Here is a 13,489-nt window from a genome sequence, read left to right on the forward strand (position 1 = left end):
GCCGAGGTGTATCCTCATGAAATGCCTGCTCCTGCAGCGTTGGTGATCGCGGAGATGCCGTGTTGCAAATCGCTTTCTCGAGCGTACCGTGCCCGGATTATGCGGACAAATGTATCGTCCAACCCAATGACGGGCAGCAGCCTGTCAGCAGCGTGCGGTAGATGAAAACCTACATATGGTTCCGGCGCCGATGGGCAACAGACACCAGATTTTGTGGGACGATGGCGAGCGCGTCTTCTGTCGAGGGCGGCGCCCGGGTGGGGGCGGCCACAGCGTCCTGCTTGCGCGGCCCGCCGCCGACCATCCGCTACCCGCCAGCCTTGATCGCCTCGCTCACGAGTTTGGCCTGAAGGACGAACTCGATGGTGCATGGGCGGTGCGGCCGCTGGAGCTGGTCTGCGAGGGCGGCCGGACCCTGCTGGTGCTCGAGGACCCTGGCGGCGAGCCGCTCGCGCGGTTGCTCGGCGCGCCAATGGAGACAGGAAATTTTTTGCGCCTTGCCGTCAGCATCTCTGCGGTACTGGGCAAGCTCCACCAGCGCAGCCTCGTCCATAGGGATCTCAAACCCACCCATATTCTGGTGAACTGCGCTGACGGACAGGCGCGGCTCACGGGTTTCGGCCTCGCCTCGCGGCTGCCGCGTGAGCGACAGGCGCCCGAGCCGCCCGAGACTATCGCCGGCACGCTCGCCTACATGGCGCCCGAGCAGACCGGGCGGATGAATCGCTCAATCGATTCGCGCAGCGACCTCTATGCGTTCGGCGTCACGCTCTACCAGATGCTGACTGGCGCGCTGCCGTTTACGGCCTCCGCCCCGATGGAATGGGTGCATTGCCATATCGCGAGAGAGGCGGTGCCACCGTACGAGCGTGTGGCCCACCTGGCACCGGTCCTCTCCGCGATCGTGATGAAACTGCTCGCCAAGACCGCGGAGGAGCGCTATCAGACCGCGGCAGGCGTTGAAGCGGACCTGCGACGCTGTCTTGCGTTATGGGAAACCGACCGACGCATTGACGAATTCGCACCCGGCGAGCACGACACGCCGGACCAGTTGATGATTCCCGAGAAACTGTACGGGCGGTCGTGTGAGGTCGAGACATTGCTTGACGCCCTCCGGCGCGTCGTCGAAAGGGGAGCGCCGGAACTGGTGCTGGTCTCCGGGTATTCCGGCATCGGCAAGTCGTCCGTCGTCAACGAATTGCAGCAGATGCTGGTGCCCTCGCGCGCGCTCTTCGCCTCCGGCAAATTCGACCAGTACAAACGTGACATCCCCTATTCGACGCTGGCGCAAGCCTTCCGGAGTCTGTTGCGGCCGCTGCTTGGCAAAAGCGAGGCGGAGCTTGCGGCCTGGCGCGACGCTCTTCGCGAAGCGCTGGGACCGAATGCCGGACTCATTGTGGATCTCGTTCCTGAAGTGGGCCACATCATCGGACAGCCCGCGCCGGTGCCCGAGTTGCCTCCACAAGACGCGCAGCGCCGGTTCCAGCTCACGTTCCGGCGGTTCATCGAAGTATTCGCCCGGCCAGAACATCCGCTGGTGCTTTTCCTCGACGATCTGCAATGGCTCGATGTGGCGACGCTCGACCTGATGGAGGACCTGTTGACCCGGTCCCATCCGCGCAACCTCGTGCTGATCGGCGCCTATCGCGACAACGAAGTCACGGCCACGCATCCGTTGATGCGCAAGCTCGACGCCATCAAGGCCGCCGGCGGCAAGGTGGCGGAGATCACGCTCGCGCCGCTTGCCGGGGAGCATCTCGAACAGTTGATCGCAGATGCGCTTCGTTGCAAGCGGGACAGGGTCGCACCGCTAGCGCGCCTCGTGCATGACAAGACCGCCGGAAATCCGTTCTTCGCGATTCAGTTCATTTCTTCTCTCGCCGAAGAGGGGATGCTGATCTTCGATCATGATGCGGCGTGCTGGTCCTGGGACCTCGATCGCATCCACACGAAGGGCTATACCGACAACGTGGCGGACCTCATGGTCGGCAAGCTGAACCGCCTGCCCGCTGAAACGCAGCAAGGCCTGCAGCTGCTTGCGTGCATGGGGAGCAGCGCCGAGCTTGCCCTGCTGGAAAGCTTGTCCGAGCGCCCGGCAGACGAAATCCGCGAGCAGCTTTGGAAGGCGATACGACCGGGTCTCATCTCCTGTACGGAACATGCGTGCAGCTTCATTCACGACCGGGTTCAGGAGGCGGCCTACTCGTTGATTCCGGAGGAAGCGCGTGCGCAGATCCATCGCCGGATAGGCAGGCTGCTTGTGGAATGCACCCCGCCGGGAAGGCTGCCGGAGATGATCTTCGAAATCGTCAACCAGCTCAACCGCGGCGCCCACCTCATCACGTCACAGGACGAGCGCGAGCAGCTCGCCGAGCTGAACCTGATCGCCGGCAAGCGAGCGAAAGCCGCGTCCGCCTACGCCTCGGCGCTGAGTTATCTGCGTGCCGGCACGGCGCTGATGTGGGAGGATGCGTGGGAGCGTCGGCAGGAGCTTGCCTTCGCACTGGAACTGCATGGGGCCGACTGCGAGCTCTGGATGGGCGCACTGCCGTCCGTGGAGGAACGCCTCGCGGCGCTTGCCACACGCGCTGTCGACACGATCCAACGAGCGGCCGTCGCGAGCCGGCGCGTGGATCTTTACACGATGCTCGGCGCTGGCGATCGTGCGGTCGCGGTGGGTCTGAAATACCTCCGGCATGTGGGCATCGATTGGGCAGCCCATCCCACCCAGCAGGAAGCGCATCGCGAGTACGAGCGAATCTGGTCCCAGCTCGGAAGCCGGCCAATCGAGGAAATCATCGACCTGCCGCTGATGGAGGATCCGGAGTCTCTCGCGACGCTCGACGTGCTCGCCACCCTGGGAGCGACGCTATACATCGACGAGAATCTGTACGCACTCACCATCTGCAGGGCGGTGAATCTCAGCCTCGCGCGTGGCAACAGCGACGCCGCACCTGCGCGTTACGTCGCGGTCGGGCTTATCGCCGGCGACTGCTTCGGCCATTACGACGCCGGTTATCGACTTGGAAAGATGGCTTGCGATCTGACCGAACGTCGTGGATTGAAGCGCCTGGGAGGAAAAACCTATCTGGTCTTCGCGCTCCTGGTGCCGTGGACACGACCGCTCCGTGAGGCTGTCGATCCGGCTCGACGTGCCTTTCAGATGGCGAACGAGCAATGCGACCCAACGTACGCTGCATACGCCTGTCGCACTATGAGTTCCATTCTGTTCGCGTCAGGTGATCCACTCGATCGGATTGAGCGTGAAGCCGAGCACGGATTGGAGTTTGCGCGCACGGTCCGGTTCGGATTCGTGGCCGACATGATCTCCGCTCCGCTCGCGCTTATCCGCGCACTCCGTGGCGAAACAGCGAAATTTGGTTCGCTCGACGACGGCCCGTTCACGGAGCGCGCATTTGAGGCGCGCCTCACCGGCCATCCGGCTCTGGCCATGCCCGAATGTTTCTACTGGATCCGCAAGCTGCAGGCGAGATTCTTCGCTGGCGAATACGCATCGGCTGTCGATGCCGCGGAAAGGGCGGAAAGATACTATTCAACGTCAGCGTCGCTTTCCTTCATGCTGGTGGAGAGGGTGGAATACCATTTCTATGCCGCTCTCACGCGTGCCGCATGCTGCGAGCCCCTCGGTCCCGATCGGTATGCAAAGCATCGGGAGGAGCTGTTGGCACACGAACGGCAACTCCGGGCATGGGCTGAAAACTGCCCACAGAACTTCGAGGATCGCGCGGCGCTGGTCGGCGCGGAGATCGCGCGCATCGAGGGGCGCCTGCCCGACGCAATGGATCTGTACGAGCAAGCGATTCGCTCCGCGCGTTCGAATGGCTTCGTTCAGAACGAGGCGCTGTCCTACGAACTGGCTGCCCGCTGCTACGCGGCACGCGGCCTTGAGGAGATTGCGCAGTTCTATCTGGGAAACGCACGGCGTGCCTATCTGCGGTGGGGAGCCTTCGGGAAGGTACGACAGCTCGATCAGCTTTATCCCGCGTTAAGGCAGGACGACCGTGCCCCGGGCTCCGCCGGCATGATCGACGCGCCGGTCGAACATCTGGATCTGGCCACTGTGATCAAGGTGTCGCAGGCGATGTCGGGCGAGCTTGTCCCGGAAAAGCTCATCGAATCGCTGTTGCGCACGGCCATCGAACACGCCGGCGCGGACCGTGGGCTGCTGATTCTCCCGCGAGACAGCGAATTCCTGATTCAGGCGCAAGCGCAGACTTGCGGCAGCTCCATTTCGGTCAGCCTGCGCGACACGCCAGTTTCCGCGGACGAGCTTCCCGAGTCGGTGATCCGCTACGTCGCGCGTACCCGGGAGATCGTGATGCTCGACGATACTTCAATGCCGAATCCTCATTCCACCGATCAGTACATCGCTGCACAGGGTGTGCGGTCGATACTCTGCCTGCCGTTGATGAAGCAGGGCGCACTGGTTGCGCTGCTGTACCTGGAAAACAGGCTCGTTTCAGGCGTTTTTACGCCAGGCAGGATTGCTGTCCTGAAGGTGATTGCTTCCCAGGCGGCGATTTCGCTCGAAAACAGCAGTCTGTACCGCGACCTCCGGGAACGCGAAGCGCAAGTTCGCCGTCTGGTCGACGCCAACATTATCGGAATCATGATCTGGGACCGGAAAGGCCGGATTCTCGAGGCCAATGACGCGTTCCTGCGCATAGTCGGGTACCAGCGCGAGGATCTCATCTCGGGTCGCTTGCGGTGGACCGATCTGACACCTCGCGAATCGCTAGCCCATGAACTCGAGCAAACCATGCCGCAGCTCGACGCGACAGGCAGCTTGCAACCTTTCGAAAAGGAGTATTTCCACAAAAATGGCAGCCTGGTGCCGGTACTGATCGGTGTGGCCGCTTTTGACGAGAGCTGCGAACGCGGTGTGGCCTTCGTCATCGACATGTCCGAGCGCAAGCGCGCGGAGGCGGAACTGCGGCGCAGCCGCCAGTACCTGGCGGAGGCGCAGAAGGTCAGCCACACCGGAAGCTGGGCATGGAGCGCCCTTTCAAATGCCGTACTGTACTGGTCGGACGAGTGCTATCGCGTCCACGGTCTCGACCCTGCGAAAGGCCTGCCTTCGTTCGAGCAGGTAGCGGAGCAACTTTGCCCGGATGACCGCGCCCCAACCGTGGAAAGCTTCATGCAGGCCGTGCGCGACGGTACCGACATGGAAGTCGAGTACCGGCTCAGGAACTTCGATGCCGGAGTGATAACCCTCCGTACCGTGGGACATCCGATTCTGGACCGCTCAGGCCAGGTGATCGAGTACATCGGCACCACGATCGATGTCACGGAGCAGAAGCGTGCTGAGCAGGAGCGCGAGGAACATCTATGGTTCCTGGAGTGCATGGACCGCATCAACCGCGCGATGCAGCGAACGAACGATGTCGAGGGCATGATGCGCGGCGTGCTTGAGGAGGCACGGGCGATGTTCAATTGCGATCGGGCCTGGCTGGTCTATCCGTGCGATCCCGATGCGCCGACGTGTCGCGCAGTGATGGAGCACACGCATCCGGACTATCCGGGCGCCTTCGCGCTCGACCAGGAACTCCCGATGGACTCCGTGACGGCGCAATCCCTGCGCATCATGCTGCACACCCCAAGGGCGGTGGTAGATCCAGGCATCGCGCCGGAGGTTCGCGAGCGGTTCAACATCGTGTCGACGATTGCCATCGCGGTTCGTCCGAGGGGCGACAGGCCGTACCTGTTCGGCTTGCATCAGTGCTCGCATCCGCGCTCCTGGACCTGCGTGGAGCAACGGCTCTTCGAGGAGATCGGCAGACGCCTGGAAGATGCGCTGACGAGCGCGCTCGCGCACCGCAACCTGCTCGCCAGCGAGGATGCGCTGCGACATGCCCGGGAAAAGCTTGCCCAGGCTTCACAGATGGCGACTGTCGCCGAGCTGTCCGCGTCCATCGCCCACGAAATCAACCAGCCGCTGCAGTCCGTTGTGGCCCATGGACAGGCGTGCCGGCGCTGGCTCGCCGCAACGCCGCCCAACATCGACAACGCCCGACTCAGCGCTGAAGCCATCGTCCGTGACGGATATGCCACGGCGAACGTGATAAGCCGTATTCGCGCGCTGTTCAGTCGCACGGCTCCTGAAAAGGCCGATCTTGACATCAACAAGCTGATCCTTCAGGTCTGCACGCTGATGGATAACGAAATCCACGGAAATCTGATTCTGCTCGAGACCCAGCTAACCGAAGACGTGACGATGATCAGAGCCGACGCAGTGCAGATTCAGCAGGTAATCGTCAACCTCGTGCGCAACGCCATCGAGGCGATGTCGGCAACGATGGAACGACCGAGGCCGCTAGTGATCCGCTCCCGGCGCGACGGAGACAACGTGGTGGTCGACGTTCAGGACGAAGGCGTGGGGCTCACGAATCTGGCGACGATATTCGAGCCATTTACCACCACAAAGTCAACGGGCATGGGCATGGGCCTCGCGATCTGTCGGTCGATTGTCGAAGCACACGCCGGCCTCATTTGGGTCGCGCGCAATGAAGTCCGGGGCGTAACCTTCAGCTTCAGCCTTCCGATTGCGACTTCGGATGCGACGCGAAACCAGCGGACCAGCCTGCCTACGTCGTCGTCCACCTCTGACGATCAAATAAGTCTTTGACGCGCATCTTGGCTTTACGCCGAGGCCATTTACCACACGCGACTCGCTCGCCTGGGATGTGGTGCAATTCCAGCGCGTGGGCGCCGTTACTCTTGAGCTTTTGACGACTACCGAAGTTCTGCGAACTTTGCGCAGGTACTGCATGTAGCGCCGCTGCTCCTCTAAATCGCATCGTCGAATCGACGATCGTTCTTACCGCATGCCGCGATCCGCTGTCCCCCTCTGTCTTTTCCGCAGCTGCTTCTGAAACGACGAAAGACCCAGTGCGCCAAGACACGCGGCCTTGAGAAGGCATTCCACGGTCGATATCGCTGCAATTTCGACGGATTCCGTATAGACGAACGGCAGTGAGGGCGCGATGGCGAGTACACTCATCCCGCAACCGAAAGCAAAGATCGCACGCGCGACTCGTACCCGGGCAATAGCGGTAATACCCGTTAGGATCACTATAAATTTCGAAACAGCAAGCGCGAGCACCCACGTGTGCGAATCAAATGCGCCAATTTCCAAGGGCGTTTCGACCAACGACCAACCGCATACGACAATTATGGTGATCTTCGTTATGCGATCGAGTGTGATTCTCGTTGGGTTGTAGTGGACTTCAATCCAGTCCCGCTCGGATGGAAATTCGGATTCCACCATGTCGGCTGTGGGAAAGACTGCTTCTTCTTTGCTCACCGCTGCTCCCGCCTTCCCGCTGTTTGTTGAAAGCACTCACGACATGAGACCACGACAGACGGCACCGGTCGGCTATTGAACCCACCACAACTCTGCGTCTAATCAGGATGGGACAGAAATGAAGCATTGTCTATTACGCATTCCTGTTATGGGTGGTGTTCAAGACTCACGGGTCCGCGGATCCACGGAAACTGTCGCCGTGCGAGTTCACCGGACTGAGACGATCGAGGCAGAAGCGAGCCCGGGTCGTTCATTCGAGCCGTCACCTCCGGTTTCGCGCGCACCGCGATCCGGCACATCGATCGCTGCGGGAGTACATCGCGAATTCGGTGTGAAATCGCCGTGGCTCAGCGAAAAACATCTCGCCCCGCCACTCCCGTCGGGCAATTACGCTTTGCCGTTGGCGCCGCCTATCGCATTGAGTTCCGCGCACACTTCGGCGGACAATTTCAATTGCGACGCCTGCAGATTTTCACGCAGATGCCCGAGCGTCGACGTGCCGGGGATCAGCAGAATGTTAGGTGCCCGATGCAACAGCCACGCGAGTGCCACCTGCATCGGCGTCGCGCCGAGTGTTTGCGCGATGCTGGACAGCGCCGACGACTGAATCGGCGTGAAGCCGCCCAATGGGAAGAACGGCACATACGCAATCCCCTTCTCTGCGAGTTCGCCAATTAGCGCGTCGTCCTCGCGGTGAACCAGGTTGTAATGGTTCTGCACGCAGACGATCTCCGCGATGCGCTGCGCTTCCGCAATCTGCGTCGCGGTCGCGTTGCTCAAGCCGATGTGGCGCACGAGTCCGCGGCGTTGAAGCTCGGCGAGCGCCGTGACCTGCTTTTCGATCGATCCTTCAGCGGGCGCGTGCACGTCGCCCATCATCCTCATGTTGACGATCTCCAGCACATCGAGGCCGAGATTGCGCAGATTGTCGTGCACGCCACGCTCGATATCGTCCGGTTCGAGCGCCGGCAGCCACGCACCGTCGCTGCCACGCACCGCGCCCACCTTGGTGACGATCACGAGGTCGTCGGGATAAGGATGCAGCGCTTCGCGGATCAACTGGTTGGTAATGTGCGGCCCGTAAAAGTCGCTCGTATCGATGTGATTGACGCCTGCCGCCACCGCCTCGCGCAGCACGGCGATTGCGGCGTCGCGGTCCTTCGGCGCCCCGAACACGCCGGGGCCGGCGAGTTGCATGGCGCCGTAGCCCATGCGGCGCACGGGATGGCCGGCCAGCGGGAAGATGTCCGTGGTGGTGAGATTCGACATGACACGCTCCTTGGTGAGTGGTTGAGCGCAAGTATGGACGTGGTTGCGTTGTTAAATAAAGCCGTCTAACGTGTACGGGTTGTTTATTAATGTGCACAATCGCCATGGAATTGAACGATCTCGCTGCATTCGTTTCGGTCGCCCGCGCAGGCGGCTTCCGCGACGCGGCGCGAACCAGCGGCGTGTCGGCGTCGAGTCTGAGCATCGCCGTGCGCCGTCTCGAGGCGAAGCTCGGTCTGCGCCTGCTCAACCGCACCACGCGCAGTGTCGCGCCGACCGAAGCCGGCTTGCGTCTCATCGAGAAGCTGACGCCGCTCTTCAGCGAGATGGAAGCGGCGCTGGATGTGCTGAACGTGTTCAGGGACAAGCCGGCCGGCACGCTCAAACTCAATGTACCGTCGAGCGCCGCCCGGATCGTCTTGCCGGGCATCATCGCCGCATTCCTGAAGACGTATCCCGACATACGCGTCGAAGTCGTGGTCGAGGATGGTTTCGTCGACGTGCTGTCGATCGGCTGCGACGCCGGCATTCGCTATGACGAGCGGCTCGAGCAGGACATGATCGCGCTTCCGATCGGACCGCGCGTGCAACGCTTCGCGACCGCCGCGGCGCCGGGCTATCTCGACGCGCACGGCCGTCCCGACCATCCCAGCGAATTACTTTCGCATGCATGCCTGCGCGGCCAGTTCGCCGGTGGCGCCATGCCGATCTGGTACTTCGAACGCGACGGCGAAGTGTTGCAACTGAATCCATCGGGACCGCTGCTGGTGCGGCCCGGCGCGGCGATCGACCTCGCGGTCAGCGCGGCCGTCGCAGGCGTTGGGGTGGTGCATCTGTTCGAGGACATGCTTCGCCCGCATCTCGACAGTGGCGCATTGGAGCCGATTCTGGAGCCGTGGTGGCAGCGTTTTTCCGGCCCGTTTCTATACTACCCGGGGCGTCGTCATTTACCGGCGCCGTTGCGCGCGTTCGTCGATTTTTTGAAAGCGCTGAATGCAGCCTGATACGAGCCGCGAGAGAAATTCGCGGAGGGCGATATTGCCGATCATCAAGGAGGCGACACGCACGATTCGGAAGAAACTGCCCATTGCAGCGAATCCATCAACAGCTAATGCCGTTGCCGGCACAGTTTCGCAACCGTCGTCAAAAAGAGCTCCGCGCCCACCGGCTTTCTCAAGCAGACATCCCAGTTCCTGACCGCGCCCTCGGGCGGGGGAACAGCGGTATGCATGAGAATCGGCACTTTGGCGAGCTCAGGTATCGCCTTAAGCCGTCGGCACAATTCAGGGCCGTCCATAAGCGGCATCATCCAGTCGGTAATGATCAAGGCGGGAACACGGGTTGCGGCACGCACAACCGCCTCCACGCCGTTGCTTGCGCAACCGACTTCGTAACCTTCGTTCTCGAGTATCAGGCGCCACGCCGCCAGGATTTCGGGCTCGTCGTCCACCAGCAAGATTGAGTGCATCAGGGGCCGCCGGGGTTAAACGTTCGAGTAGCGTTATTGTCGTCTGCTCATAACGCCGCAAGAGGTGTTCCACAATCCCCGATTGCGGTGTTAATGTTGCGAATAATCGGCTGCGGCGACGCTTTATGAGCACGCGAAAGGCGCAGAGCTTGCCAGCAAGCCTTCAATCGACTCCAGCCGAAAGTACCTGTCCGGTGAGACACGCCATGTGCCTCCAGTCCGACGCGCCCGGGTGGGTTCAAGCCTCTGTATGTTGTAGAAACTTCACCCCAATGCGCCATCATGACCGACACACGTGTTTACCCGCTGCGCAATTTTGCTGACTTCGTTCGCGCGGAACGGAGCCGCCTCACCGAGCAATGGATGAATGCCGTATTCGGCGACACCGACCTCGTCGAAGCGGACAAGCTCACTTATCAGCAACTCGCGGATCATCTGCCGGAAATTCTCGAAGGATTGTGCGCGGCGCTCGATGTCGAAGATCTCGAACGGGTCGAAACGGCCATCGAGCGCGAAGCGAGAAAACATGGCAAGGTCCGCTGGCGCCAGGGCTATCGTATCGAGGAGCTCGTGCGCGAACTCGATCTCTTCGATCAGGTGCTCGCCGAGGCGCTCGAAGAATTCGCCAGGCTCGACAGCACGTTCACGCGCCGTCATGAAAGCCGGGCACGGCGCCTGATCGCCGAAACATTCAGCATGGTCACGCTCACGTCGATCAAGGAAGTGGTGAGCGAACGGGACCGCAAGATCGACGAGTACACCGGGCGGCTCGAGCGCGCCAATCACGAGCTGATGCTCAAGCAGCGGCTGGTGAGCGACCTGTACGAGTCGCGCATGCAGATCACCCGCAGCGTGGTCCACGATCTGCGCAATTTTCTGAACACGTTTTCCATTGCGTTGCAGTTGATCGCGCGTGCGCCTGCAAAGGCCGAAACGGCATTGACGCTGGCGAACCGTCAGGCCACCGACATGAAGCAGCTTGTCGATCAGATGGTCGAGTACTCGGTGGTGCTCGGCGACGGCGCCCCGCTCGCACTCGAACAGGTCGAACTGCGCGAGCTGTACGATGAACTCGTCACCTCGTCGCGCCCATCGGTCGAGGCAAAAGGGCTCAGGTTACACGCGACGTTCGATCCCGCGTTGACTGCTGTCACATCCAATCGTCTCAAGCTCAAACAGATTGCCGTCAATCTGCTTTCCAACGCGACCAAGTACACGAAGTCGGGGGAAATCGAACTCAACTTTACGATGGCCGATACGGAGCACTGGTTGATTCGCGTCTCGGATACCGGCGTGGGCATCGCGCCTTCGGACGCGCAACGCGTATTCGATGAATTCGAGCGCGCCGCCGGCGAAGATATTCCCGGCACGGGCCTCGGGCTCGCCATCGTCAAGGAACTGTGCCGTGTGTTGGACGGGCACATCGATTTCGTCTCGCACGAAGGTGTGGGCACGACATTCGAGATCCGCTTTCCGCTGGCGCTTGCGGAGCCGCAATAGGACCACACGATCAACGAACACCCATGATCCAGATCACGACCGCCCAATTCCCGCAGCAACTGGATGCGGTCCAGGCCATCTTCCGCGAATATGCCGGGAGCCTGGGCATCGATCTCAGCTTCCAGAACTTCGAGTCCGAGCTTGCCGACTTGCCGGGCAATTTCGCGCCGCCGTGAGGCCGGGTTCTTCTCGCCCACAACGATGAGGCACGCATCGGCTGCGTCGCCATGCGGCCTCTAGACGATACGACCTGGAAATGAAGCGGCTCCATGTCCGTCCGTCGGGTCGAGGTCTGCAGGCCGGCAGACAATATGCGCCGCGTGTGGCATGAGCAGCGTGACCGGCGCTCACCCCTCTAATCCGCCCCGTCCGCTGCCGCCTGTCGACAAACATCCGCTCATCGCGCCGCCCCTGTCGCTCAGCCCGCGCACGACCACCTCGGATGATTTGCCATCACGTCGCGCCAATTCCGCCAGGTCGAGCAACGCGGCGTAGCGAGCGGAGCATTCTTGCGACGACTCACTCGCTCCACGCGTATCGGTTGGTACGACGCAGACGCTCATCGCAATCGCGATCCCCGCGGCGACTACGATCGCTGCCAACGCGCCTGCTTTGTAGAACCGCCGTGTCGACGAACCATCCAAAGCCGATCGGCACGTTTTAACTGTCGCGCGAGATTTGATTCGCATGGCAGTGCCCATCAGGCCCAGTGCGCCGGCACCCAGACGCGCCCGACCCAGTGGCCCGGCACCCACACGGCCGGACGCGGCGCCGGCGCGACATAGACGACCCGTGGAGCGACATACACGGCAGGCGGCGGGGGCGGCGGTGCGTAGACCACCGGCGGCCGCACATAAGCAGCCGGCGGCGCGACCACGACCGGTGCGGGCGTCACGACAACCGGCTTCGGCGTCACCACCACTGGCGGCGGCACCACCACCGGAGCAGGCGTCACCACCACCGGAGGCGGCGGCACGTACGCAACCGGCGGCGCAACCACCACCGGCTTCGGCGCCACCACTACCGTCGTGCCGCCTGTCGCGACGACACCCGTGGTCGCCACGACTGTCCCGCTCGACGTCACCGTATTTCCGTGCGTGCCCGTGACGCTCGTCGAGGTCGTCACGACGCCCGGTGCCACACGCGTGGCCGAACCGGAGTGATTGACGGATCCACCATCCGAGCCGGTCACGGTGCCCGAGCGCGAGCACGTCGAGCCGGCGCAATTCGTCGACGCCGAATGGTTGACGGTGTTGCCGTTCGAACCCGTCACCGATCCCGACGACGAATACTGCCCCGCACCGGTCTTCGTGACATCGCCCGACGTGGTGGCCGTCTTGCCGTCCGGTCCCGTGAGCGTGCCGGTGTGCGAGCAGGTGCCGCCGGCGCAGTTGGTGTCGCCCGCATGCTGGACGGAGTTGCCGTAACGTCCGGTCGCGGTGCCCGAATTCGAGAACTGTCCCGGCGCATTGCGCGTCACCGTGCCGGTGTTGGTGGCGAGGCCGCCGTAGGGGCCGGCGACGCCGCCCGCATGCGAGCAGCTGCCACCGCCGCACGAGCCGTAACGCGCGCCGTTGTATGTGCCGCGCGAGGTGTACGCCGTGCCGTGTTGCGACCAGGCGAACGCCGAGGCGCTACCGAGCGCGAGCACGGCGACCGTGGCGGAGAGCACGAGCTTGCGCAACGCGCCGCGGGCGGATGAAGGGGTTGCCACCGAGTCACAAGCAGAGACACAAACAGCGGCAGTGGCCGGGACGACGAACGAACGATTTTTCACGGTATGTCCTTCTTGGATTCGGGCCACTGTGTCACTGCTGCGTGGCGACGAAACGGACTATAGAAGGACGCGTCGACATAATCGACAAGGAAGATATGTCACCCTGTTTCATCACAAGCAAGCCCCGTGTGACAAGGGTTTTCGGGCG

Annotated in this window: 8 protein-coding genes; 4 read left to right on the forward strand and 4 right to left on the reverse strand. The window is 62.3% G+C overall.

Going from position 1 to position 13,489, the window contains the following annotated elements; translation table 11 throughout:
- Positions 1-190: 190 nt before the first annotated feature.
- Complete coding sequence (locus tag RI103_RS28765; RefSeq protein ID WP_310815949.1) at positions 191-6,649, forward strand: AAA family ATPase; 6,459 nt, start codon at positions 191-193, stop codon at positions 6,647-6,649.
- Between the two features lie 192 nt (positions 6,650-6,841).
- Here the strand turns inward: RI103_RS28765 and RI103_RS28770 are convergent, their stop codons facing one another.
- The gene (locus RI103_RS28770; RefSeq protein ID WP_310815950.1) at positions 6,842-7,327 is read right to left on the reverse strand and encodes a hypothetical protein; all 486 of its coding nucleotides are present in this window, start codon (positions 7,325-7,327) and stop codon (positions 6,842-6,844) included.
- A gap of 387 nt (positions 7,328-7,714) precedes the next feature.
- Positions 7,715-8,596 (reverse strand): aldo/keto reductase family oxidoreductase, encoded by an 882-nt coding sequence (locus RI103_RS28775; RefSeq protein WP_310815952.1) that lies wholly within the window; start codon positions 8,594-8,596, stop codon positions 7,715-7,717.
- Between the two features lie 104 nt (positions 8,597-8,700).
- Here RI103_RS28775 and RI103_RS28780 point away from each other — a divergent pair, with 104 nt between their 5' ends.
- Complete coding sequence (locus tag RI103_RS28780; RefSeq protein WP_310815954.1) at positions 8,701-9,600, forward strand: LysR family transcriptional regulator; 900 nt, start codon at positions 8,701-8,703, stop codon at positions 9,598-9,600.
- Positions 9,601-9,704: 104 nt separating this feature from the next.
- Here RI103_RS28780 and RI103_RS28785 read toward each other — a convergent pair whose 3' ends face one another.
- Entirely contained in the window at positions 9,705-10,046 is a 342-nt protein-coding gene (locus RI103_RS28785) for a response regulator (protein WP_310818599.1), read from the reverse strand.
- Positions 10,047-10,346: 300 nt separating this feature from the next.
- Between RI103_RS28785 and RI103_RS28790 the strand changes: the two genes are divergently transcribed.
- On the forward strand, positions 10,347-11,564 hold the full coding sequence (locus RI103_RS28790) for a sensor histidine kinase (protein ID WP_310815955.1): 1,218 nt from the start codon (positions 10,347-10,349) through the stop codon (positions 11,562-11,564).
- Positions 11,565-11,587: 23 nt separating this feature from the next.
- Entirely contained in the window at positions 11,588-11,740 is a 153-nt protein-coding gene (locus RI103_RS28795) for a hypothetical protein (protein ID WP_310815956.1), read from the forward strand.
- A 524-nt stretch (positions 11,741-12,264) separates the two neighbouring features.
- Here the strand turns inward: RI103_RS28795 and RI103_RS28800 are convergent.
- The gene (locus tag RI103_RS28800; protein ID WP_310815957.1) at positions 12,265-13,341 is read right to left on the reverse strand and encodes a hypothetical protein; all 1,077 of its coding nucleotides are present in this window, start codon (positions 13,339-13,341) and stop codon (positions 12,265-12,267) included.
- Positions 13,342-13,489: the final 148 nt, after the last annotated feature.

This window comes from Paraburkholderia sp. FT54, from assembly GCF_031585635.1.
Classification (GTDB): Bacteria; Pseudomonadota; Gammaproteobacteria; order Burkholderiales; family Burkholderiaceae; genus Paraburkholderia.